Here is a 22,176-nt window from a genome sequence, read left to right on the forward strand (position 1 = left end):
GAGTCCACCGGATTCGATTTTGTCAAATCGCGTTTGATGTCAGATTCAACTGCGGGTAGATTAGACCCGAATCAGCCGGTCCTGGGGGGCGCGGCGACCACCCAAAGTCTTTTGTTCCGGAGCTTTTCCGGCACCAGACGCGGACGGCTTCGCGTTCCCTGAATGGATTCGGGATTTGGTTCGGTGCAGCCCTGCGCCACGCGTGTGTCTTCGTCAAAGTAATGCGTATTCGGGTTCGGCGGCTGGCTTCCAGTATCCGGACAGCAGAAACGATTCCGGCCAAAAGCAACAAGAATGAGCAGTCCCGCCGCACGTCTTCAATCCGACACATTGGGCTCGCGCCTGACGTCGCGCGGCGATCTCACCAGCTTTTTCATGCAACTGACCGCCGAGATCGGCGCCGACAGCTACATGTTGGTCGCCATCGTCCACGACCAGGACCGCAACGATGCGCGCATCGTCTCCTCCAACTGGATTTTCGATGCCATCGAGCTGATCGGCAAGCGATTGATCGCCGGGCTTGCGCAAGGCGCGCTCACCGTCGCGCCAGGCATCCGCCCACAGCCGCTGGTGGCATCTCAAGCACCAGAAGCAGACGGATTGGTCACCGGCGAGGAAGCCCGCCTTCTCGACGTGCTCGGCCATGCCGAAATCTATTCGCTGCGCCTCAATGTCGGCCGCCAGCGCCTGTTTGCCCTGTTCTCTGCGGCGACCGCCGGCAGCATCGACCAGCCGGCGCTGATGCGCGCGCAGCTGAAATGCTGCTACGCGCTCTCGCACATCCCGCAACTGATTGCCGCCGCCGCCATGCAGGACCCGTTGTCGGATCGCGAGCGCGAATGCCTGTTCTGGGTTTCCGAAGGCAAGACCACCGACGAGGTCGCCGTCATCCTTGGCGTCTCCTCCAACACCGTCAACAGCTACATCACCCACGCCATCCAGAAATTCGCGGCCAGCAACCGCGCGATGGCCATCGCCACGGCGATCAGGAGCGGCATCATTTGAAACACGCCGATATCAAGGAAACGGCCGAAGCCCTTTTCAACGAGCAGCGCAACCCGTTCGGGGCCTTCACCCTTGGCTCCGAAACCCATCACGCGGTCACCATTCCCGATGCCGTGCGCCGCTGCCGCTGGATCGCCGTTGACATGAATGCCTCGGCTTTCGGCCTCTTCTTCGTAAGCCCCTCGCCCGAGCGGGCGCGGCTCGTGCCATGCTTCGATTCCGATTATCCCGGCATTGCCGTGGCGACCAAGTTCATCTCAGGCGCCAACGGCGAGGAGATCGTGCGCCACACCCGCATCTCGACCGAACCGCGCTGGTGGACGGATGACGGCGTCCCTGCCACGGCGGAGCTGTTTGGCGATTTCGCCTGGACCGAGCGGATGGCGGCGCTGGTGCCCGGAACCAGCGGCATCGCTTTTCCCGTGCACGCCGACCGCGGCCAATGCGGTCTTGTCGTGTTCCTGGGCTCGGAGATGACCTTGCAGCAGGATGCGCTCTACGAAATACACGCCCGCTGCTTTTCGCTGTTCGCCGCCGTCGCCCGCATCCGTCCGGGCGATGCCGGCCGCATGCGTGCAATCTCCAAGCGCGAACTCGAATGCCTGAAGCTGACCGCCAACGGCAACACCAGCGAAGAGATCGCGCGACTCCTGAAATTGTCGGTGCACACCGCCAACCAGTATCTGACCCAATCGACCCAGAAGCTCAACGCCGTCAATCGCAACCAGGCCGTTGCCAAGGCGCTGCGGCTGGGCTTGATCGAATAGAGAAATTCGAAAGCGATCAGCGATAGGCCAGCGGCTCGACCTTGCGGATACGCGCCTCTTCGATCACCGCTTCGAGCAGCGCCGTGTTGCGCTCCGGGTCTTCGCCCGGCTTCTCGAACGATACGTAGTTGACCGCCACCGACGCGCCGAGCTCGCTCAGCGTCAGCTGGAAATAGACGGTGACGCCGGGCGGCCTCAGTTCCAGATCGAGCACGATGCGCGGACTGCCGCTCCAGTCGACATGCGCCTCACCACCATGGCCGAGCCGCAGAGTGCCCGGCATGAAGAACAACTCAACCGCTGAATCGACCAGGTCCGACAGGCATGCGAAATGCTCCAGCCGGATAAAGGCGATGTAGTCGGCGACATCGATCAGCCTCAGTTCGCCCACCACCTGCTCGATGGCGCTGGCGACGATGATCTCGCGGGATTTTGCGTGCGGTTGCCGGTTCATGAAATCTGTCTGCGCTCAGCCTTTTTCGAGTAGACGATCCGCACCAGTTCGGCGACGGCCTGGTAGAATTGTGACGGGATCACATTATCGACCGAAACTTGCTTGTACATGGAGCGGGCGAGCGCCACGTCCTCGAAGACCGGGATGTTGTGTTCCCGCGCGATCTCGCGGATCTTGAGCGCCACCAGATCCTGGCCCTTGGCCAGCACCATGGGCGCCGAGTCCTCGTCGCGCACATATTTCAGCGCGATCGAGAAGTGCGTCGGGTTGGCGATGATCAGCGTCGCGCGCGGCACCGCCGTCATCATCCGTTTGCGCGCCCGGTCGCGCGCCAGGGAGCGCAGCCGCGACTTGACGATCGGGTCGCCCTCGGACTGTTTGAACTCGTCCTTGACCTCCTGCTTGCTCATGCGCAGATCCTGCTTCCAGTGGAAGCGCGACCAGACGATGTCGACTGCCGCGATCAGCCCCATGACGAAGACGATCGCCACCAGGATGTCGACGGCGATGCCGCGGATGACGAGACCGAAGGCGACCGGATTGGTGATCATCCCGGCGAGCAGCTTGCGGTGGTCTTCCGACAGGGTGAAGCTCAGCACGACGATGGCAAACCCGACCTTGCCGAGTGACTTCAGGAACTCGACCCAACCCTGGATGCCGAACAGCCTGTTCCAACCCTTGGCGATCGAAATGCGCGAGAGTTGCGGCCGGACCCGCTCGCCTACGAATTGCGGCATGTTCTGGAACACCGAGGCGCCGACGCCGGCGACGGTCAGCAGCACCATCAAGCTCAGGACGGCGCGGCCGACCTCGAGCAGGACGATCTTGTAAAGCGCGATGACGTCGGTCTCGGTGTCCATCGGCCAGGCTTCCGGCTTCTCCAGGAACATCGACAGGAACATGCCGAGATCGATGATCGCATCCTTGGCGTAGAAGACGGTGAACACCAGTATGGCAACGAACGAGGCAAAGAGCGCTGTCTCCCGCGAATGGGGCAGCTTGCCCTGTTCGATGGTGTCGCGGATCTTCTTTTCCGTCGCCTCTTCGGTTTTCGAATCCTTGTCGACCGCGTCAGCCATGGCGCGGTCCTAGGCGGCGTCTTGGGTCGAGGGGAGTTCGAAGGCGCCTTCGCGCGACAGCCGGATCGTCGTCGTGACGATCGTCTTGCGGGCCGCCATGATGTCGGCGAGGGGGATCCCGTCCGAGCCCTGCCCGAGCTCGGCTTCGATCATGCGCCGCGAGCGGGCGCCGATGGCCGAGAGCACCGATTCCGCAAGGGCGGCCGACGTGCCACGCAAGGCCAGCGTGACCAGCTCCGTCGATAGCCCGTCGAACAGCAGCACCCGCGCTTTCTGGGTGAGCAGCGGCAGATCGTCGAAAGCAAACAGCCGGGCTCGCACGCCGTCGAGATCAGGCGTGCCGGCGGCTTCCAGATCCTGCATCACCTCCTCGAGCAGCGGCTTGTCGAGTTCGTTGAGGACGCTGGCGACACGCGCCTGTCCGGCCGAGGTATCCTTGGTCGAGGTCTCCGCCAGCACACTGGTGCGCAGCCGGTTTTCGACGATCCTGGCGGCAGCGTCGGGAACATTGGCCATCGTCACCATGCGCTTGATGATTTCTCCACGCATCGGCTTGGTCAGTGTCAGCAGCACGCTCGCCGCCACCTGCGGCACCAGCTTCGACAACACCATGGCCGCTGTCTGCGGATGCTCACCGGCCAGGAAGGCGCCAAGCCGCGCCGGCTCGAGCTTTTCGAGCTCGGGCCAGATCGGCGGCGGGCCTTCCGGTGCGACCTCGAATTTCCTGTCGCCCATGATCGCGCTCATCTCTTCGGGCGAGAGCGATTCGTTGAGGATGGTGTCCATCCTGTCGGCGGAATCGAGCAATCCCGCCCCTTCGGTGAACTCGGCCTCGAACTCGGCGACGATGCGCTCAAGATCGCTTTGCGGAATCGTCCGCAGCAGCCGGGCGCCCTCGATCAGGGCCTTCAGTTCTTCCTGCTTGAAGAATTTCAGCAGGCGGCTGGCCGACGGCTTGCCCATCGCCACAAGTATGGCGGCCGCCTTCTGCGCGCGGGTCAAGGTCACCGGCGTCGTCATGCCACTCGCCTCCGCTGCCACCGGCAAGCCCCGCAAACCATGTCTAGGCGCCCTTCGTGCCGGCGATGATTTCGGTCAGCCTGATGCCGAAGCGCGAAGGATCGCTTTCCAGCACGGTGATCTCGCCGCGCGCGATCTTTCGGCCGTTGACCACGACGTCGACAGGTTCGCCGATGCGGCGATTGAGCGCCACGGTCGACCCTTTTTGCAGCGCCATCAGATCGGAGACCGGCATCTCGGTGCTGCCGAGGATGATCTGGACATCGACGGGGATGTTCATGATCACGCTCGAATTGGCCGATGAGGCCGCCCTGAACGCCGCATCGGGGCGTTGCTCCTCTTCATGCAGGACCCCGCGCAACTCTTCGATGGCACGGTCGAGTTGCTCGTCCGGCTGGTCGAGGTCGGCTTCCGCCTTGGTTTTGGCCATGATCGTCTCCAAATGCTCAGGCGCGTCCGGCGGCAGCCGGCATCAGCCCGTCGATAAAGTCCTGCCCGGCATCGTAAGGTTGCCTGATCCGGACGGTGTAATTCTGTCCCAGTTTGCCGAACTCGCATACGAACAGCGTCTTGCCCCGTGCGCTGAGACGCGCCTGGGACTGGGCCGTTTCCTCGAATTCGATGACGTCGCCGATTTCGAAACCGGCGAGGTCGCCGAGCGTCAGCCGCGCCAGCGGCATCGTGGCCTCGAGCGCCACGGTGGAGCGCATCACCTCTTCCGAAAAGCGGGCGCGCCAGCTGGGGCCGTGATCGTCGTCGCTGACAGGCACGGCTCCGTCGCGGCTGGCCAGCACGACGCGCTGCGGCATCGTCACCGTCACGGTGCCACTGTCGGCCGGCGTCGAGATGCCAAGCACGATGCGGATTGCCGCGCCATCGCGCAGCACGTACCGCTTCGCCTCGGTGCCCGACATTGCCCGCGGCGCGGGCAGGCGCAGGTCGAGCGAACGCTTTCCCGATCCGTTGAGGGCCTGTGCGACCTGCTGGAACAGCATGGTCGAAACATCGATTTCGATTTGCGACAGATCGCGTTCGATCGGCGATGCCGGCAGATCCGGGTCGCCGCCGAACAGCGTGCAGACCATGATGGCGATCGCCGGAGCATCGATTACCAGGGTCATCGCATCGGAGGACGCCGACGAGCTGATCACGGTCATCGCAAACGTGTCGCCGGCACGCGAACGCGCCTCGGGAACGCGGCTGACCTCGATCGCTTTGAGATCGACGACGACCGGAACGCCAAACTCGCTGGTCAGGCTTTTCTGCAGCAGCGGCACGGCGCGTTCGGCCATGGCGCGGCCTGCGTCGATGACCTGCGCGGCCTCGCCGCTGTCGCCGACCAGACGCTCGATGATCAGCGAGCGCGCTTCCGCTGGACTGCCCAGGCTGGTCATGACAGTGCCGGGACCGATCTGTCGCGCATCGTTCAGGCGGCCTTCTTTTCGACGGTGCCGGTATTCATCGTGCTCTGCTCGACCGCGTCGATCGTCGGCCGTTCATAGGACGAGATGGTCTTGCGGCCGAACTCGATCGCCACCTGCGGCAGCGCGCCGTTCATGTAGGCCAACAGCGTCTGCTTGACGATGATATAGAGGCGGTTCTTCTTCTCGCGCACTGTCTTGATCTTGGTGGCGACCGGTCCGACCACCGAATAGGACAGGAAGATGCCGAGGAACGTTCCGACAAGCGCGGCACCAATCAAACCGCCGAGAATTTCCGGCGACTGGTCGAGCGCGCCCATCGCCTTGACCACGCCGAGCACGGCGGCGACGATGCCGAGCGCCGGCAGGCCATCGCCCACCGCCACCATCGCGTGATAGGCCTTCATCTTGTCGGACCTGATGGTCTGGATTTCTTCGTCCATCAGCGCCTCGATCTCGTGCGAGCGGGCATTGCCGATGATGATGATCCGGCAGTAGTCGCAGATGAAATGCGTCAGATCGTGGTTATGCAGCACGGTTGGGAACGCCTGGAAAATCGCCGACTCTTCCGGATTGTCGATATGCGCCTCGACCTCGCTGCGGGATTTCGAGCGCAGCTCGCGCATCAGCGAGTGCAGCACGCCGAGCGTTTCGAGATAGTCCTGTTCCTTCGGCACCGCCTGCTTGAAGGCTTCGAGAATGCCCTTGCCGGTATCCTTGACCGTCTTCATCGGATTGGCGACGAGGAAGGTGCCAAAAGCCGCACCACAGATGATCACCGCCTCCCAGGGCTGGATCAGCACGTGAAGATGGCCGCCCATGGCCATGAAGCCGCCAAGGACGCAGCCGAGCGTTACCACCAGTCCAATCAGAATGCCCACGACAGGTCCTTCCGCATTTCACATCAGGAGCTAGGGATAGCCCCCGTGCCTTGTGTGAGGCTTGAATCGAAGGCGTCGGAGACGATTCAGTTTCGCGCAAGGAAGTAGGGGTATTGTCCGGACATAGCTTCGGCCGGAGGCACCTTTTTGCTTAATACCTTTACCAGCTACCAGCTCATCACCAGGGACATTTCAAAGTCGATCGACAGGATCGAGCAGCAGCCCGTGGTTGATCGCGACACCAAGTATTATCTGGACAACATCACCAAGGTGAAATCGATCGACGATTTCGTCAAGAATGACCGTTTGTTCAAATATGCCATGAAGGCCTACGGGCTCGAGGACATGGCTTACGCCAAGGCCTTCATGGTCAAGGCACTCAAGGAAGGCGTCTCCGATCCCAACAGCTTCGCCAACAAGCTGACCGACAAGCGTTACGCCGAATTCGTCAGGGCCTTCAATTTCGCCGCCAACGGCACCAGTACGACTGTCTACAACAAGGCGCAGCAACTGGTGACCAGCAACTATGCGCTGCAAGTCCAGATCGGCGCCTCGCAGAAGGGGCTCCCTTACTACCAGAGCGAAACCGCCTACTACGTCACCAACATCGCCAAGGTTAAATCGGTCGACGACCTGATGGGCGACAGCCGCCTGCTGACATATGCGATGGCCGCTTTCGGACTCGACGCCGCAACCGAACCTGCCGCAACCGTCAAGGCGATGCTCGAAGGTGGCGTCAGCGACCCCGACAGTCCCGCCAACAAACTGCCCGACAAGAGCTACGCCAAATTCGTCGCAGCCTTCGACTTCGCCCAGTATGGCGATCAGACGACCATGCGCGACGATGTCCAGCAGGCGGTGCCGAAAGGATACATGGCCGGAGCCGGACTGACATTGGTCGAGCCAAGCGCGCAATATATCAAGGGCGAGGCCGATTATTACGCGGCAAACATTTCCAAGGTGACGTCGATCGACAACCTCATGGCGGACAAGCGCCTGCTCACCTTCGCCATGGCTTCCTACGGACTTGATGCGTCAACCGAAACGCCGCAGCAGATCCGCACAATGCTCGAGGGCGGCGTCAGCGACCCCGACAGCCCAGCAAACAAGCTGACGGATAAACGGTACGCCAACTTCGTCACGGCCTTCAACTTTGCCCAATATGGCGATCAGACAACGTCGCGCGACGAAGTGCAGAAAGACACGCCGAAAATCTATACGACGGAGTCGGCGCTTGGCCTGATCGCGCCGAATGCGGACTACATCAAGTCGGAGACCGCGTACTACCTTGCCAACGTCACGAACGTGAAGTCCATCGACGACCTGATGGCCAACAGCCGATTGTACAACTACGTGCTCTCGGCCTACGGACTGGACCCGGCGACGGAAAGCAAGGACCTCATCCGCAACGTTCTTGCCGGTGGCATTCGCGACGCCGACAGCGTCGCCAACAAGATGACCAACAAGGCCTATGCCGGACTGGCCGCCGCCTTCAACTTCGAACAATACGGCGAAGCGGCCACCACCATCAATCCGGCGCAGCAGCCGACCGTCGACAAATACATGCGCCAGACCCTCGAAGAGGATGCCGGCCAGACCAACCAGGGCGTGCGGCTGGCGCTTTATTTCGATCGCAAGGCCCCAACCATCACCAGTTGGTATGACGTGCTGGCCGACACTGCGCTTGCCAGTGTCGTGCGCACCGTGCTCGGCCTGCCCGATTCCTTCGCCACCGCCGATGTCGACAAGCAGGCGCAGCTGTTCGAGCAGAAACTCGACATCTCGGATTTCTCCGACCCCGAGAAACTCGGCAAGTTCCTGACGCGCTTCACCAGCATGTACGAGATCAACAACCCGACTTCATCGGCCGTCACCTCGGTCAGCGTGCTGTTTGCCCAGCCACTCACCGTCGGCATCTCCACCGACCTGATGATGGCCATGCAGAAACTGAGGTTCTGAGACCATCATGCGGGACAGCCTGTACGTCGCTCTTTCATCGCAGATCGCGCTCGAGCGGCGCCTCGACACCATCGCCGACAACGTCGCCAACGCCTCCACGATCGGCTTTCGCGCCACCGGCGTGAAGTTCGAGGACGTCGTCTCTGGCACCGGGCAGAAATCGGTGTCATTCGCCTCCCCGGGCAAGACCTACCTTTCCGGCGCCCACGGTGCCTTGAGCGAGACCGGAAATCCCTTCGATTTCGCCATCCAGGGCGATGCCTGGTTCGCTATAGAGACGCCGGTCGGCACCGTCATGACCCGCGACGGCCGTTTTTCGATGAACGAGAACGGCGAACTGATGTCGATCGAAGGCCACCCGGTGCTCGATGCCGGCGGCTCGCCGATCCAGCTTGACCCCCGCAACGGTCCGCCCAAGGCCGGGGCCGATGGTTCGTTGCGCCAGAACGATCAGCTTGTCGGATCGATCGGCCTCTACAATTTCGATCCAGGCGCGAACTTCGTCCGCTATGGCAATTCCGGCATTGTTCCGGCACGCACCCCGGAGCCTGTCACCGATCGCTCCGATATCGGCGTTGCCCAAGGTTTTCTCGAAGAGTCCAATGTCAATCCGGTGCTGGAGATCACCAGGCTGATCATGGTCCAGCGCGCCTTCGAGAACACCGCCGCCCTGATGCGCCAGACCGACTCGTCCACCGACGAGGCGATCAAGACGCTCGGCTCGAAATAGTCCATGTCGCTCGACCAGCCATCCCTGCGGGCACTCGAAAGACAACTCCAGCCGGCACCGGAAGACCGGCTTGCCGCCCTGGAACGGGTCTGGCGGCGTTTCGCCGACGCCGAGGCACTGCTCAAGCGCGGCGGCCGCGTCATCGAAGTCACGCCCACGCACTACAAGGTGCACGGCCTTTCCAGCTTCGCCAGGCTGGGTGACATCGTCGAGCAGCCCGGCCATGCCGGTGCGCGCCGCGGCGAGATCGTCAAGATCGGCCGCGACGAGGCCGTCGTGGCACCCTTCGAACGCAGCGCCGATTCCGGCATCGGTGATGCCGTGTTCCGCCGCGGTCCGCTTGTGGTGGCACCGCATGCCTCATGGCGCGGCCGCACCATCGACGCACTCACCAGGGCGATCGATGGCGGCCCGCCGCTCGCCCGGGGAGACGACACATCGCGCGGCGCCCAGACGACGCCGGGCGCCATGGCGCGGCAACGCGTCGGCACTGCCTTCATGACCGGCGTCAAGGTCATCGATATCTTCACGCCGCTCTGCTTCGGCCAGCGCCTCGGCATCTTTGCCGGCTCCGGCGTCGGCAAGTCGACGCTGCTCGCCATGCTCGCCGGAGCCGACGCATTCGATACCGTCGTGGTGGCGCTCATCGGCGAACGCGGCCGGGAAGTCCGTGAATTCCTCGAGGACACGATCGGCGACAGCATGGCCAAGACCATCGCCGTCGTCGCCACCAGCGACGAAAGCGCCATGATGCGCCGGCGTGCGCCGGACACCGCCATGCGCGTCGCCGAGCATTTTCGCGACCAGGGGCATCGCGTTTTGCTGGTGCTGGATTCGATCACCCGCTTCGCTCATGCCTTGCGTGAGGTGGCGACGGGAACCGGCGAGCCGCCGGTCGCCCGCGGTTATCCGGCCTCGGTGTTCACCGAATTGCCCAAGCTGCTCGAACGCGCCGGGCCGGGTACGGAAGGCAAGGGATCGATCACCGCCATCATTTCCGTACTGGTCGACGGCGACGATCACAACGACCCGGTCGCCGATTCCGTGCGCGGCATCCTCGACGGCCATGTCGTGCTCGACCGCACGATCGCCGAACAGGGTCGCTACCCCCCCGTCAACCCGCTGTCGTCCATATCGCGGTTGGCCGGAAAGGCCTGGAGCGTCGAACAGCGCGCGCTGGTGACAAGGCTGAAGTCGATGATCTCGCGCTTCGAGGACACACGCGATATCCGCTTGCTCGGGGCCTATCAGGGCGGCGTCGATGCCGAACTCGACATCGCCGTGCGCCAGGTGCCGCTGATCTATGAAGCGCTGACGCAAGGGCCGAAGGATCGCCCCTCAGCCGACCCGTTCTCCGATCTCGCCCGCCACCTCAAGAGCAAGCTGAACGCCGATGCCGGAGACTGAACGCGAATACACCGAGCGCATCCTGCGCGACATGATCGCCGAGGCCAATGCCGCGCAGCAGGCAGAGGCTGACACGGCGAGAACTGCCAAAGCAAAGGCCGCCCGTGCCATCGCGGCCAAAGCCGAGGCCGTTCTGGCCAGAGCCGTCAAGCCAATCCTGCCACGGGCTGGCAAAGCCGATCCTGATCTGGCCAGGCCCGTCGAACCCGCTCTGTCCCGGGCTCCCCAGGCGGTGGCTGCCGAGATGACGCAGGCCAGCCGGGAATCGCTGATCGACGGCCTGTTCCCGCGCACCGAATGGCCGCAGCCGCCAAAGGCGCCGTTTCCCCGACTGGAGAAGAAGTCCGACCGACGGAGCGATTTCGTCATTGCCGCGCTCGGCATCGCGCTCGGCCTGATCTGCGCCCTGTTCCCCTGGTATATCTTCTTCAACCAGGACCAGTTTGGCGTCCAGGCGATGAAGTTCGGCGGCACAGGCTCTAATTCCGGGCGAGCGGGCGGCGGCGTGGTCGCCGAACGCAGCGCGCCGCTGACGGCAAAGGACGTTCCCGCGGCCAATCTCGATCTTCTTGCCACGGGGACGGTGCGGGATGATGCCGATCCCGCAGCCGCATCCGACGAGCAACCGTTTCCGGCCGACGCGGCGAAATTCCGCATGGTTCATGTCGCCAACGGCCGCGCCATGATCCAGGACGACGCTGGCCTCTGGATGGTCCAGCGCGGCTCGATACTGCCGGATTCCAGCAAGGTATCCTCCATCGAGCAGCGCAACGGCAAATGGGTCATGGTCACCAGTGCCGACCAGGTGATCGAACTGTCCCGATAAACGATCTCAGGCTTGCGGCCATCCGCAAGGCCCGCGCAAGACTGGCGGCCTAGTCTCTGGGTACCTGCTCGGAGATTCCCATGGAGCCCGTTTCCCTTTTCGACCTCGCCGCCAAGCAAGCGCAATGGCTGGCCGTGCGCCAGTCGGCCGTCGCCGGCAACATCGCCAATGCCAACACGCCAGGCTATACGGCAAACGACGTCGAGCCATTTGAAAAGGTGCTCGACCGCGCCGCCGTATCGCTGCAGGCCACCCAGGCCGGCCATCTCGGCAATGCAGCGACCAATGCCGGCTTCACCATCAAGCCGCAGGAAGATGACGGCGTTGTCATGCCGTCCAAGAACTCGGTCGTGCTGGAAGACCAGTTGCTGAAGGCCGGCGAGGTGCGCCGGTCCTTCGAGCTCAACACGGCGATCGTCAAGGCGTTCCATTCGATGATGATGATGGCGGTGAAGAGCTGACCATGGACGCACTGACCGCAGCCCTCAAAGTCGCAGCATCCGGCCTCGGCGCCCAGTCGGAACGCCTGCGCGTGGTTTCCGAGAACCTCGCCAACGCCCAGTCGACGGGCACCGCGCCCGGCTCCGACCCTTATCGCCGCAAGACCATCAGCTTCGTCTCCGAGCTCGACCGGGCCTCCGGCAGTTCAACGGTTGCAGTGAACTCGATCGATCGAGATCCCAGTGACTTTCCAGTCGAGTTCCAGCCCGGCAACGAGGCCGCCGACGAGAAGGGCTACGTCAAGATGCCCAACGTCAACGTGCTGATCGAAATGGCCGACATGACCGAGGCCAATCGCTCCTACGAGGCCAACCTTCAGGTGGTCAAGCAGGCCCGCGACCTGATTTCCATGACCATCGACCTGATGAGGAACCAGTAATGATCAGCGGTATCGGAGCCCTTCAGTTCAAGCCGTCGATCGGCGGCGATGACGCCGCCACAAGCCTGCTCCAGGGCGGCGCGACACCGTCAGCCGGTGGCAATGTCGGCACCTCCTTTGCCGAAGCGCTGAGCCAGGCAGCCTCCAAGACCGTCGACACGATGCAGAACGCCGAGCAGGTATCGATGCAGGCGCTCAAGGGCGATGCCGACACCCGCCAGGTGGTCGACGCCGTGATGAGCGCGCAGCAGGCGCTTCAGACCGCAGTCGCGATACGCGACAAGGTGGTCTCCGCCTATCTCGAAGTCAGTCGAATGGGCATCTGAGGAATTTCGCCATGAAAGCACTCGCCATCGCCGCCACCGGCATGAATGCCCAGCAGACAAATCTGGAAGTCATCGCCAACAACATCGCCAACATAAATACCACCGGCTACAAGCGCGCCCGTGCCGAATTCTCCGACCTGCTCTATCAAGTCGACCGCACGCAAGGCGTGCCCAACCGCTCCAACGCCTCGCTGGTGCCGGAGGGCGTCTCGATCGGCCTCGGCGTCAAGACGACGGCGGTGCGCAACGTGCACACCCAGGGCGAACTGACCAGCACCGGCAACAGTTTCGACCTGGCGCTGACCGGCAGGGGCTGGTTCCAGATCGAGGGTGCCGACGGCGGCACGCTCTACAGCCGCGCCGGCGCTCTCAACACCAACGCCACCGGCCAGTTGGTGACGGTCGACGGCGCTGCGGTCATTCCGGCAATCAATGTTCCCGTTGATGCCGTCGAGGTCATCGTCAACAAGACCGGCCAGGTCTTCGCCCGCATCGACGGGCAGACCGACCTGCAGAACCTCGGTCAGCTTCAGATCGCCAATTTCGCCAACGAGGCCGGCCTGGCGCCGCTCGGCGACAATCTGTTCCAGGAAACCACGGCTTCGGGGCCCGCGAATGTCGGCGTGCCTGGCGATCCCGGTTTTGCCACCATCCAGCAGGGCTATCTCGAAGCCTCCAACGTCGACCCGGTCAAGGAAATCACCGAGCTGATCTCGGCGCAGCGCGCCTATGAGATGAACTCCAAGGTCATCCAGGCCGCCGACGACATGGCCTCCGTGGTCTCCAAGAACATCAGGTAACGCATGATGTCGACGCCCGGCCTCCTGTCTGCATTCCGCCGCACCGCGCTCGTCCTTGCGCTGGTGACCGGCACGATGCCGGCTTTTGCCCAGGAATCGGCCAACCAGTCGGCCACCCGGATCGCCAGCAATCAAGCTGGCGGCGAGGTGGTGCTTATTCCGAGCCGGGTTATCTATCCCGGCGAGACCATCAACCTGGCTGCCCTGAAACAGGTCACCCTTATCGTCGGCAAGCACAAGCCGGAGGCGGTCGCCACACGGGCCGAGGAACTGGATGGCAAGGTCGCCAAGCGCACCTTGCTGCCCGGCCGCTACATTCCCTCCGCCGCCATCCGCGAGGCCTGGCTGGTCGAACAGGGTGCCTCCGTGCAGATCTTCTTCATCGCCGGCGGCCTGACGATCTCGGCGACCGCCGTGACGCTGCAGCCAGGAGCCGCGGGCGACCTCGTCAAGGTTCGCAACATCGACAGCGGCAAAATCCTGTCCGGCACGGTGATGGCGGATGGAACCATCCAGGTCAGCGCTTCATGATGCGCGGGCTTACCTTGATCCTGGCAGCCGTGCTTGGCCTGCAGCCGGCGCTGGCCGACGGCCTGACGCCGAAGGCCAAGCGCGAGCTCGCCGCCAAGAATGGCGGCGTCTACAACGATCCCGAATATGATCCGGCCACCACCAGCCGCATGTTCCGGGTCTCGACCGGGCCGAGTTCGCTGCCGCCGGGCCAGGTCGCCTCGCGTATCAAGGACATCGCCCAGCTGCAGAGTTCGCGCGACAATCAGCTCGTCGGCTACGGCCTGGTCATCGGCCTTGCCGGATCGGGCGACAGCCTGCGCAACTCGCCATTCACCGAACAGTCGATCCGCGCGATGCTCGAAAACCTCGGCATCGCCACCGAAGGCGGCAGCGCGCGCGCCAAGAATGTCGCCGCCGTCATCGTCACCGCCAACATGCCGCCCTACGTGCAGTCGGGCGCCCGCATCGACATCGACGTCTCCTCGATGGGCGACGCGACCTCGCTTTCCGGCGGCACGCTGATCATGACGCCGCTGAAGGCGGCGGACGGCGAAATCTATGCCGTCGGCCAGGGCTCGGTCATCGTGTCCGGCTTTACCGCGCAAGGACAGGCCGAGCAGCTGACGCAAGGCGTGCCGACCGCCGGCCGCGTGCCCAACGGCGCCATCGTCGAGCGTGCTGTCCAAGCCGAATTCGACGATCAGGCGATCCTGACGCTGCAGCTGCGCAATCCCGATTTCTCGACCGCTATCCGCATCGCGGATGCCATCAACGACTACACCGGCCAGCGCTTCGGCATGCGGGTGGCGGCCGAGCGCGATTCGCGCACCGTCCAGATCAGAAGGCCGAAGGGTGTCTCGGCGGCGCGCTTCTATGCCGAAATCGAGAATTTGGTGGTCGAATCCGACACGCCGGCCCGTGTCGTGATCGACGAGCGCACCGGCACCATCGTCATCGGCAATGACGTCAAGATCTCAAGGGTCGCCATCAGCCACGGCACGCTCACCGTGCGCATCACCGAAGCGCCGCGCGTCGTGCAGCCCGAACCCTTCTCCAAGGGCGAGACCGCGATCGAACCGTTCACCGCCATCGACGCCAGCCGGCCCGACGCCCGCGTTGCCGTGCTTGACGGGCCCGATCTCCAGACCCTCGTTTCCGGCCTCAACCGCCTCGGCGTCAAGCCGGACGGCATCATCGCCATTCTGCAGGGCATCAAGTCGGCCGGGGCCCTGCAGGCCGACCTGGTTCTGCAATAGGCGATGCCGATGACGCGCTCCTTCCCACGCCACGACAGACGCCGCAAAGCCGCGATCCTGCTTGCGACCGCTTTTCTCGCGGCTCTGCCCTTTGCCGGCGGCACCGCGCGCGGCGAGGAGACGGTCCGCCAGGTCCTGCCGGGAGCACAGGTGGCGGCGGCGCCGCAGCAACTGACACGGGAAAAGGCGCCGGACCAAAGCGAGATCGAGCGCTTCTGCTCAAACATCGCCGATGCCGCCCGCGACCGCCGCTATGTCCTGCAGGCGCAGGAACTGAAGCAGCTCCAGGCTGGCATTGACGAGCGCATGAAAGCTCTTGATGCAAAGAAAGCTGAATACGAGACCTGGCTGAAGCGGCGCGAGGTTTTCCTGGCCCGGGCCGAGGACGGCGTCGTCCAGATCTACGCCGGTATGAAACCCGACGCCGCCGCCGAGCGGCTGGCCATCGTCAACGCCGACCTGGCTGCGGCTATATTGATGAAGCTCGATTCACGCAAGGCGAGCGTCATCCTCAACGAAATGGACCAGAAGGCGGCGGCGACGCTCACCGGCATTATGGCCAGCGCAGCCCGAAGGGTAGATCCGTCATGATCCGGAAGATGCTTGTCCTGTGCGCGGTTGCCATGCTGTCCGGTTGCGGAACCAACCTCAAGGAGGTCGGCAGAGAGCCAGCCCTGTCCCCGGTCGGCTCCGGCATCGATGGCGGTAGCACCGGCTCGCTCTATCGATATCCGCAAACGCCGCCAGCGCCGGTCAAGAAATTCTCGTTGTGGGACGACCGCCAGAGCCGGCTGTTCACCGACCCGCGGGCGCTGTCCCAGGGCGACATCCTGACGGTCAAGATCAAGATCAACGATCGCGCCAACTTCAAGAACCAGAACGACAGGAGCCGCACCGCCAATCGCAAGCTCGGTTATGACCTCAGCGCGCAGTGGGACAAGTGGAGCACCGCCGGCAAGGGCGCCGGGGCGCTCACCTCCACCACCGACACGACGGCTGACGGCGAGATCAAGCGCTCGGAAACGCTTGAACTCAATGTCGCGGCGATCGTCACCGATGTGCTGCCCAACGGCAATCTGATGATCACCGGATCGCAGGAAGTGCGCGTCAATGCCGAGCTCAGGGTGCTGACGCTAGCCGGCATCGTGCGGCCGGCCGATATCGGCGCCGAAAACACCATCCCCTACGAACGCATCGCCGAGGCCCGCATCTCCTACGGCGGACGCGGTCGCATCACCGAGGTCCAGCAACCTGCCTATGGCCAGCAGATCCTCGACCAGGTTCTTCCGTTCTAGGATCGGGGCAGGGCGCCGTGGCAAATATTGAACAGGTTCAGCCGCGCAAGGGTCCCTCCCCTGTCATTCAGGCCGGCATGCTGCTGCTTGTGACGGCGGCCGCCATTGGCGTGGGCTGGATGTCCGGCGGTTATCTCAAGGGCGTCGGCGCACCGGCGTCGGTACCGGTCGCGCCTGAGAACGAAGGTAAGATCATGCAGCCCGCCGCAGCCGAGCAACCAGGCCTGGGCCCGATGCTTGTCGTGCTGGCGCCGATCACCACCAACATCGCCTCGCCTGCCGGCACCTGGATCAGGATGGAGGTGTCCGTCGTCTATGACGCGCCGCAGCCACAGGCAATGTCGGATGACATCCACCAAGATCTCCTGGCCCTGGTGCGCACCTTGAAGATGCATCAGATCGAGGGAGCCAGCGGCTACCAGCACCTGAAGGCCGACCTCGAAGAACGCGCCGCGATCCGCAGCCAGGGTCACGCCAAACAGGTACTCATCAGGACATTGCTGCTCGAATGAGAAAGTTCCTTCTCGCCACCGCCATGATCGCCGCCGCCACCTCCATCGCGGCGGCTCAGCAGCTCGACCTCGGCGGTATCGGCAAGGCTGACGGCACCACCGTCGGCTACATCATCCAGATGTTCGGTCTGCTGACTGTTCTGTCGGTCGCGCCGGGCCTGCTGATCATGGTGACCAGCTTCACCCGCTTCGTCATCGCCTTCTCGATCCTGCGCGCCGGCATCGGCCTGCAGTCGACACCGGCAAACCTCATCCTGATTTCGCTGTCGCTGTTCATGACCTTCTATGTCATGGCGCCGACCTTCGATCAGGCCTGGAATACCGGCGTCAAGCCGCTGATGGACAACCAGATCACCCAGACCGAAGCCTTCGACAAGATTTCCGATCCGTTCCGCACCTTCATGCTGCACAATGTGCGTGACAAGGATTTCGACCTCTTCGCCGATCTCGCCCGCGAGCGCGGCCAGACCGTTTCGCGTGACACCGTCGACCTGCGCATCCTGGTGCCCGCCTTCATGATCTCGGAGATCCGGCGCGGCTTCGAAATCGGCTTCCTGATCGTGCTGCCATTCCTGGTCATCGACCTGATCGTCGCCACCATCACGATGGCGATGGGCATGATGATGCTGCCGCCCACGGTGGTGTCGCTGCCGTTCAAGATCCTGTTCTTCGTCCTGATCGACGGCTGGAACCTGCTTGTCGGCAGCCTGGTGCGCTCCTTCCACTGACTCTGCCGCGCCGGCTCGAAATTCCAGCAATATATTTTCGATTAACCGTCCGGTTTAGCCCTTTGGTAGGGACTTGCCCGCATATTCGCTCGCAGATGGCGGGTGATCGATTTCAGAGATCATTGGCATGATGCCGCACCGTCATACCGGGAGGCCCGGTATGTCAAAAAAACACCTGTAAAAACCAAGGTACGAGTACCATGTCCAGCATCATGACGAACTCCGCCGCGTTGACGGCTCTGCAGAGCCTTAACGCCACCAGCAAATCCCTCCAGGACACCCAGGCCCGCATCTCGACCGGTTATCGCGTCTCGCAGGCCTCGGACAACGCCGCTTACTGGTCGATCGCCACCACGATGCGCTCCGACAACCAGGCAATGTCCACCGTTTCGGACGCTCTCGGCCTCGGCGCCTCGAAGGTCGACACCGCCTATACCGGCATGAACAGCGCGATCTCCACCATCAACCAGATCAAGGCAAAGCTGCTGGCTTCCTACGGCCAGACGGACGCCTCGAAGGAAAAGACCCAGACCGAAATCACCGCTCTTCAGGCGCAGATGAAGTCCTACGCCGACGGCGCCACCTTCTCCGGCACCAACATGCTGTCCGTAGACAGCGGCGCAACAGCCACGACGGCTGCCGATGTGAAGATCCTTTCGGCCTTCAACCGTGACGCGGCCGGCGCATCTTCGATCTCGACCATCGACGTCAAGGTGGAAAGCATCAAGCTCTATGAAGCTGGTACCACCTCGGGCCTCGCGAAGGGCATCCTTGACACGTACCGCCTCGGCAGCGACGGCAGTGTGGCCGCAGCGGTTTCCGGCACGCAGACAGCTCTAGGGGCGGCTGCACTGGCCACCGACACCTATTCGGCCGCCTCGCTTTCCATCTTCTCGGGTGGCACGGCTGCCAGCGATTCGCAGATCAAGCAGATGCTGACCGTCATCGACTCCGCGCTCGCCGATATGACCAACTCGGCCACCACGCTCGGCGCCGCCAAGAGCAGTATCGACCTGCAGAAGACCTTCACCTCGGACCTGATGGACTCCATCGACCGCGGCGTCGGCCAGCTCGTCGATGCCGACATGAACAAGGAATCGACCCGTCTGCAGGCCCTGCAGGTCCAGCAGCAGCTCGGCGTGCAGGCGCTGTCGATCGCCAACGGTTCCTCGCAGTCGATCCTGTCGCTCTTCCGCGGCTGATCGCCTCCGCTCAACCACAGTTCGCACTAGAAATTCGGGCCGCGCCAAAAGCGCGGCCCTATTTGCGTTTGCTCCAGCCCCGCACAATCCTCGATCCTTAACTCTCAAAAGCCAGCTTTTAACAGGCTGTTAACCATGCCGCGCTAGTTATGGTTAACCAATAGCTTACGACAGTTGGCGAATCGGTCCGACCGGCACGATGCCAATCGTTGAACAGGCCCATCCGGCATGTCTGAGCATGTCGGCTTTTGAGAAGGAGCGACTTTCTTGGCGAGCATCATGACCAACGCCTCGGCGTTAACCGCACTTCAAAGCCTCAGCGCCACCAACAAGTCGCTCGAACAGACACAGGCCCGCATATCGACCGGCTATCGGGTCTCGCAGGCTTCGGACAACGCCGCCTATTGGTCGATCGCCACCACCATGCGCTCGGACAATTCGGCCCTGTCGACGGTGCAGGATGCACTCGGCCTCGGCGCCTCGAAAGTCGATGCCGCCTACACCGGCATCACCAACGTGCTGACGACGATCGGCCAGATCAAGACCAAGGTGTTGTCCATGGTCGGCCAGACGGATGCCGCCAAGGCGAAGACCCAGACCGAGATCAAGGCGCTTCAAACGCAGATGAAGTCCTTTGCCGATGCGGCCACCTTCTCCGGCTCGAATTTCCTCGCGGTGACCTCCAAGCAGGTCACGTCCGCCAATGATGGCGTCCAGCCCGACTCGCAGATCGTGTCCTCATTCAATCGCTCTTCATCCGGCGCTGTCTCGATCGGAACGATCAACATCAATGTCGAGGGCACCAAGCTTTTCGACTACGGCCTTGCCGCCGAGGTCAAGAACCAGGGCGTCCTCGATCGCCAGACCTCCATCTATTCCACGGGCGCCGCCCAGACCCTGTATGACAACGCCTATGCTGGCGTGATCGCGGGCGGAGGAACGGATATCGCCGCGAACACTGCCGGCCAGACGGCGGCGGGAGCGGTCACCAAGGTCGACAATATTTCCGCCTACAACCTCGACATCACGGCCCCAGGGGTGACCGACGGCATCATCACCCAGATGGTCACCATGATGGACAAGGTCATGGCCCAGTTGACTGATTCCGCCACCATCATCGGTTCGGCCAAGAGCTCGATCGACCTGCAGAAGACCTTCACCCAGAGCCTGATGGACTCCATCGACCGCGGCGTCGGCCAGCTCGTCGACGCCGACATGAACAAGGAATCGACCCGCCTCCAGGCCCTGCAGGTGCAGCAGCAGCTCGGCATCCAGGCACTGTCGATCGCCAACAGCTCCTCGCAGTCGATCCTGTCGCTGTTCAAGAACTAATCGCGGGCGCCACCGGCGCCCTCCTTTTCGCACTCCGATTGACGGGCCGCGCCGCAAGCGCGGCCCGATTTCATTTTCGCACAAGCTTCGAAGACTAGAGTTCCGGCGGACAATCATGCTGGGAGTCGTTGAACCGTGCCGGAACAGATCCAGAGCATCATCTCGAATCTCCGCGGGTTTGGCGTGAAGCGCCTCGCCATGCTGGCGGGCATCGCCGTTCTGGTGATGGGCGTCATCGGCATCGCCTCGGTCTATCTCAACCGCCCCGCCTACGACACGCTCTATGTCGGGCTCGACCGCGCCGACGTGAACCAGATCGGCCTGGTGCTCGGCGAAGCCGGTATCGGCTTCGATGTCGGCGCCGACGGAACCTCGGTTCTGGTGCCGGCCGGCACCACCGCCCAGGCGCGCATGCTGCTCGCCGAAAAGGGCCTGCCGACCAGCGCCAATGCCGGCTACGAACTGTTCGACAATGTTGGCTCGCTCGGCCTCACCTCGTTCATGCAGCAGATCACCCGCGTACGCGCGCTGGAAGGCGAGATCGCCCGCACCATCCAGTCGATATCGGGCATCAAGGCGGCGCGCGTCCACATCGTCATGTCCGAACGCGCCAATTTCCGCCGCGACGAGCAGCAGCCCTCGGCCTCCGTGGTCATCCGCTACGCCGGCATCGACGCCGAGAAGAGTGCCATGTCGATCCGCCATCTCGTCGCCGCCGCCGTCCCCGGCCTGTCGGCCGACAAGGTGACGGTGCTCGATTCCAGCGGCAATCTGCTGGCTGCGGGCGACGACCCTTCCAACACCAGCGCCGCCCGCACGCTGGGCGTCGAGCAGACCGTCGAGGCGCAGATCGGAGACAACATCCGCCGTGCGCTGACGGCCTATCTCGGCCCCGACAATTTCCGCGCCAGCGTCAAGGCCGAGGTCAACACCGACACCCGCCAGACGGAAGAGACCATCTTCGATCCGAATTCCCGCGTCGAGCGCTCGGTGCAGTCGGTGCGCGCCAACGAGAACAACAACCAGAAGCAGGCTTCCACTCCGGCCAGCGTCGAGCAGAACCTGCCCGAGACCCAGGCAACCGCCACCGATGGCCCGCAATCCTCCTCGCAGAACGACCGCAGGGAAGAGATCACCAACTACGAGATCAATTCCAAGAAGATCGCCACCGTCTCCAACGGCTACACCGTCACCAAGATGTCGATTGCCGTGGTCGTCAACCAGCAGCGGCTGACGACCATCCTCGGCAAGGATGCCACACCGGAGCAGATCGCCAAGCGCGTCGCCGAGATCCAGAAGATGGTCACATCCGCCACCGGCCTGGATGAAAAGCGCGGCGACATCATCGACGTCTCGGCGGTCGAGTTCATCGATGGCCTGGACGGCGAGGCGATCCCGCAGGCCGGAATGCTCGATTCGATCGGCCAGCATGCCGGCACGATGATCAATGCAGGTGCCTTCATCGTCGTGGTCTTCCTGGTCGCCTTCTTCGGCTTGAGGCCGATGGCCGCGGCGCTGACGGCAAAGGCTGCTCCAGCCCTGGCAGGTCCCAGCTTCGACGACGTCCAGCGCTCGCTGCCGACGCCGGAGGCAATGGCGGCCACCGACAATGCCGCGGTTGGCGCCTTGCCAGGCACACGCCCAGGCCCCACTCCGGTCGACGATCTTCGCCAGAAGATCCGGCCGGCGCCGCAGGACCGGCTTGCCAGGATGGTCGACCTCAACGAGGAGCGCACCGCGCAGATCCTGCGCAAATGGGCTTCCCAGGAAGTGGCGGTGTAAA

The 22,176-nt window shown here is 63.3% G+C and carries 25 protein-coding genes; 19 read left to right on the forward strand and 6 right to left on the reverse strand.

Annotation, left to right across the window (positions count from 1 at the left end; genetic code table 11):
• Positions 1-294: 294 nt before the first annotated feature.
• Together AC0L2D_RS25095 and AC0L2D_RS25100 are read left to right on the forward strand one after the other, a co-directional pair.
• Positions 295-1,005, forward strand: a complete 711-nt coding sequence (locus tag AC0L2D_RS25095; protein WP_024502680.1) for a helix-turn-helix transcriptional regulator — start codon at positions 295-297, stop codon at positions 1,003-1,005.
• Positions 1,002-1,772, forward strand: coding sequence for a helix-turn-helix transcriptional regulator (locus tag AC0L2D_RS25100; RefSeq protein WP_027161441.1), 771 nt, complete (start codon positions 1,002-1,004; stop codon positions 1,770-1,772). The genes AC0L2D_RS25095 and AC0L2D_RS25100 overlap by 4 nt, the downstream gene beginning before the upstream one ends.
• A 16-nt stretch (positions 1,773-1,788) precedes the next feature.
• Here the strand turns inward: AC0L2D_RS25100 and AC0L2D_RS25105 are convergent, their stop codons facing one another.
• Genes AC0L2D_RS25105 through motA form a run of 6 tightly spaced genes read right to left on the reverse strand, consistent with a single transcriptional unit; the run spans position 1,789 to position 6,627 of the window.
• Positions 1,789-2,226: a hypothetical protein gene (locus AC0L2D_RS25105; RefSeq protein ID WP_024502682.1), complete on the reverse strand. Its 438-nt coding sequence runs from the start codon at positions 2,224-2,226 to the stop codon at positions 1,789-1,791.
• Positions 2,223-3,305 (reverse strand): flagellar biosynthesis protein FlhB, encoded by a 1,083-nt coding sequence (gene flhB, locus AC0L2D_RS25110; RefSeq protein WP_027161440.1) that lies wholly within the window; start codon positions 3,303-3,305, stop codon positions 2,223-2,225. Before flhB ends, AC0L2D_RS25105 begins: the two co-directional genes overlap by 4 nt.
• A 9-nt stretch (positions 3,306-3,314) precedes the next feature.
• On the reverse strand, positions 3,315-4,325 hold the full coding sequence (locus tag AC0L2D_RS25115; protein ID WP_275954444.1) for a flagellar motor switch protein FliG: 1,011 nt from the start codon (positions 4,323-4,325) through the stop codon (positions 3,315-3,317).
• 43 nt (positions 4,326-4,368) lie between these two features.
• The gene (gene fliN, locus AC0L2D_RS25120) at positions 4,369-4,755 is read right to left on the reverse strand and encodes a flagellar motor switch protein FliN (protein ID WP_023809994.1); all 387 of its coding nucleotides are present in this window, start codon (positions 4,753-4,755) and stop codon (positions 4,369-4,371) included.
• Positions 4,756-4,771: 16 nt separating this feature from the next.
• A complete protein-coding gene (locus AC0L2D_RS25125) occupies positions 4,772-5,719 on the reverse strand; it encodes a FliM/FliN family flagellar motor switch protein (protein WP_473542879.1) in 948 nt (315 codons plus the stop codon).
• Positions 5,720-5,751: 32 nt separating this feature from the next.
• Entirely contained in the window at positions 5,752-6,627 is an 876-nt protein-coding gene (gene motA / locus AC0L2D_RS25130) for a flagellar motor stator protein MotA (RefSeq protein WP_013529803.1), read from the reverse strand.
• Positions 6,628-6,774: 147 nt separating this feature from the next.
• On the opposite strand from motA, the gene AC0L2D_RS25135 reads away from it, so the two are divergent.
• The 17 genes from AC0L2D_RS25135 (at position 6,775) to fliF (ending at position 22,175) form a co-directional block, all read left to right on the forward strand.
• Entirely contained in the window at positions 6,775-8,586 is a 1,812-nt protein-coding gene (locus AC0L2D_RS25135) for a DUF1217 domain-containing protein (protein ID WP_024502684.1), read from the forward strand.
• 7 nt (positions 8,587-8,593) lie between these two features.
• Positions 8,594-9,316 carry a flagellar basal-body rod protein FlgF gene (flgF, locus tag AC0L2D_RS25140; protein ID WP_013529801.1) on the forward strand — a complete coding sequence of 241 codons (723 nt, stop codon included), beginning with the start codon at positions 8,594-8,596 and terminating at the stop codon, positions 9,314-9,316.
• 3 nt (positions 9,317-9,319) lie between these two features.
• A complete protein-coding gene (fliI, locus tag AC0L2D_RS25145; RefSeq protein WP_013529800.1) occupies positions 9,320-10,723 on the forward strand; it encodes a flagellar protein export ATPase FliI in 1,404 nt (467 codons plus the stop codon).
• Positions 10,710-11,549, forward strand: a complete 840-nt coding sequence (locus AC0L2D_RS25150) for a hypothetical protein (RefSeq protein WP_063173011.1) — start codon at positions 10,710-10,712, stop codon at positions 11,547-11,549. The genes fliI and AC0L2D_RS25150 overlap by 14 nt, the downstream gene beginning before the upstream one ends.
• 80 nt (positions 11,550-11,629) lie before the next feature.
• Complete coding sequence (flgB, locus tag AC0L2D_RS25155; protein WP_013529798.1) at positions 11,630-12,010, forward strand: flagellar basal body rod protein FlgB; 381 nt, start codon at positions 11,630-11,632, stop codon at positions 12,008-12,010.
• A gap of 2 nt (positions 12,011-12,012) precedes the next feature.
• Positions 12,013-12,429: a flagellar basal body rod protein FlgC gene (flgC, locus tag AC0L2D_RS25160; RefSeq protein WP_013529797.1), complete on the forward strand. Its 417-nt coding sequence runs from the start codon at positions 12,013-12,015 to the stop codon at positions 12,427-12,429.
• The gene (gene fliE / locus AC0L2D_RS25165) at positions 12,429-12,755 is read left to right on the forward strand and encodes a flagellar hook-basal body complex protein FliE (protein WP_013529796.1); all 327 of its coding nucleotides are present in this window, start codon (positions 12,429-12,431) and stop codon (positions 12,753-12,755) included. The genes flgC and fliE overlap by 1 nt, the downstream gene beginning before the upstream one ends.
• A gap of 11 nt (positions 12,756-12,766) precedes the next feature.
• Positions 12,767-13,555, forward strand: a complete 789-nt coding sequence (gene flgG, locus AC0L2D_RS25170; protein WP_013529795.1) for a flagellar basal-body rod protein FlgG — start codon at positions 12,767-12,769, stop codon at positions 13,553-13,555.
• A 3-nt stretch (positions 13,556-13,558) separates the two neighbouring features.
• Positions 13,559-14,086 carry a flagellar basal body P-ring formation chaperone FlgA gene (gene flgA, locus AC0L2D_RS25175; RefSeq protein ID WP_063168917.1) on the forward strand — a complete coding sequence of 176 codons (528 nt, stop codon included), beginning with the start codon at positions 13,559-13,561 and terminating at the stop codon, positions 14,084-14,086.
• Positions 14,083-15,324, forward strand: a complete 1,242-nt coding sequence (locus AC0L2D_RS25180; RefSeq protein ID WP_013529793.1) for a flagellar basal body P-ring protein FlgI — start codon at positions 14,083-14,085, stop codon at positions 15,322-15,324. Before flgA ends, AC0L2D_RS25180 begins: the two co-directional genes overlap by 4 nt.
• Before the next feature lie 3 nt (positions 15,325-15,327).
• Positions 15,328-15,915 (forward strand): MotE family protein, encoded by a 588-nt coding sequence (locus AC0L2D_RS25185; RefSeq protein WP_473542884.1) that lies wholly within the window; start codon positions 15,328-15,330, stop codon positions 15,913-15,915.
• Positions 15,912-16,619, forward strand: coding sequence for a flagellar basal body L-ring protein FlgH (gene flgH, locus AC0L2D_RS25190; protein WP_473542886.1), 708 nt, complete (start codon positions 15,912-15,914; stop codon positions 16,617-16,619). The genes AC0L2D_RS25185 and flgH overlap by 4 nt, the downstream gene beginning before the upstream one ends.
• A 17-nt stretch (positions 16,620-16,636) precedes the next feature.
• Positions 16,637-17,131 (forward strand): flagellar basal body-associated FliL family protein, encoded by a 495-nt coding sequence (locus AC0L2D_RS25195; RefSeq protein WP_013529790.1) that lies wholly within the window; start codon positions 16,637-16,639, stop codon positions 17,129-17,131.
• Complete coding sequence (fliP, locus tag AC0L2D_RS25200; protein ID WP_473542889.1) at positions 17,128-17,859, forward strand: flagellar type III secretion system pore protein FliP; 732 nt, start codon at positions 17,128-17,130, stop codon at positions 17,857-17,859. The genes AC0L2D_RS25195 and fliP overlap by 4 nt, the downstream gene beginning before the upstream one ends.
• 200 nt (positions 17,860-18,059) lie before the next feature.
• On the forward strand, positions 18,060-19,061 hold the full coding sequence (locus AC0L2D_RS25205) for a flagellin N-terminal helical domain-containing protein (RefSeq protein ID WP_473542891.1): 1,002 nt from the start codon (positions 18,060-18,062) through the stop codon (positions 19,059-19,061).
• Between the two features lie 267 nt (positions 19,062-19,328).
• Positions 19,329-20,393, forward strand: a complete 1,065-nt coding sequence (locus tag AC0L2D_RS25210; RefSeq protein ID WP_024502691.1) for a flagellin N-terminal helical domain-containing protein — start codon at positions 19,329-19,331, stop codon at positions 20,391-20,393.
• Positions 20,394-20,528: 135 nt separating this feature from the next.
• The gene (fliF, locus tag AC0L2D_RS25215) at positions 20,529-22,175 is read left to right on the forward strand and encodes a flagellar basal-body MS-ring/collar protein FliF (RefSeq protein ID WP_473542893.1); all 1,647 of its coding nucleotides are present in this window, start codon (positions 20,529-20,531) and stop codon (positions 22,173-22,175) included.
• Position 22,176 lies beyond the last annotated feature (1 nt).

Source organism: Mesorhizobium sp. WSM4833 (assembly GCF_055811095.1).

What these genes read in the sequence shown, in the direction of transcription:
- AC0L2D_RS25095 (WP_024502680.1), top strand. Translation starts at nt 295, where the DNA reads ATGAGCAGTCCCGCCGCACGTCTTCAATCCGACACATTGGGCTCGCGC.
- AC0L2D_RS25105 (WP_024502682.1), bottom strand. Translation starts at nt 2,226, where the DNA reads ATGAACCGGCAACCGCACGCAAAATCCCGCGAGATCATCGTCGCCAGC.
- flhB (WP_027161440.1), bottom strand. Translation starts at nt 3,305, where the DNA reads ATGGCTGACGCGGTCGACAAGGATTCGAAAACCGAAGAGGCGACGGAA.
- AC0L2D_RS25115 (WP_275954444.1), bottom strand. Translation starts at nt 4,325, where the DNA reads ATGACGACGCCGGTGACCTTGACCCGCGCGCAGAAGGCGGCCGCCATA.
- fliN (WP_023809994.1), bottom strand. Translation starts at nt 4,755, where the DNA reads ATGGCCAAAACCAAGGCGGAAGCCGACCTCGACCAGCCGGACGAGCAA.
- AC0L2D_RS25125 (WP_473542879.1), bottom strand. Translation starts at nt 5,719, where the DNA reads ATGACCAGCCTGGGCAGTCCAGCGGAAGCGCGCTCGCTGATCATCGAG.
- flgF (WP_013529801.1), top strand. Translation starts at nt 8,594, where the DNA reads ATGCGGGACAGCCTGTACGTCGCTCTTTCATCGCAGATCGCGCTCGAG.
- fliI (WP_013529800.1), top strand. Translation starts at nt 9,320, where the DNA reads ATGTCGCTCGACCAGCCATCCCTGCGGGCACTCGAAAGACAACTCCAG.
- AC0L2D_RS25150 (WP_063173011.1), top strand. Translation starts at nt 10,710, where the DNA reads ATGCCGGAGACTGAACGCGAATACACCGAGCGCATCCTGCGCGACATG.
- flgB (WP_013529798.1), top strand. Translation starts at nt 11,630, where the DNA reads ATGGAGCCCGTTTCCCTTTTCGACCTCGCCGCCAAGCAAGCGCAATGG.
- flgC (WP_013529797.1), top strand. Translation starts at nt 12,013, where the DNA reads ATGGACGCACTGACCGCAGCCCTCAAAGTCGCAGCATCCGGCCTCGGC.
- fliE (WP_013529796.1), top strand. Translation starts at nt 12,429, where the DNA reads ATGATCAGCGGTATCGGAGCCCTTCAGTTCAAGCCGTCGATCGGCGGC.
- flgG (WP_013529795.1), top strand. Translation starts at nt 12,767, where the DNA reads ATGAAAGCACTCGCCATCGCCGCCACCGGCATGAATGCCCAGCAGACA.
- flgA (WP_063168917.1), top strand. Translation starts at nt 13,559, where the DNA reads ATGATGTCGACGCCCGGCCTCCTGTCTGCATTCCGCCGCACCGCGCTC.
- AC0L2D_RS25180 (WP_013529793.1), top strand. Translation starts at nt 14,083, where the DNA reads ATGATGCGCGGGCTTACCTTGATCCTGGCAGCCGTGCTTGGCCTGCAG.
- AC0L2D_RS25185 (WP_473542884.1), top strand. Translation starts at nt 15,328, where the DNA reads ATGCCGATGACGCGCTCCTTCCCACGCCACGACAGACGCCGCAAAGCC.
- flgH (WP_473542886.1), top strand. Translation starts at nt 15,912, where the DNA reads ATGATCCGGAAGATGCTTGTCCTGTGCGCGGTTGCCATGCTGTCCGGT.
- fliP (WP_473542889.1), top strand. Translation starts at nt 17,128, where the DNA reads ATGAGAAAGTTCCTTCTCGCCACCGCCATGATCGCCGCCGCCACCTCC.
- AC0L2D_RS25205 (WP_473542891.1), top strand. Translation starts at nt 18,060, where the DNA reads ATGTCCAGCATCATGACGAACTCCGCCGCGTTGACGGCTCTGCAGAGC.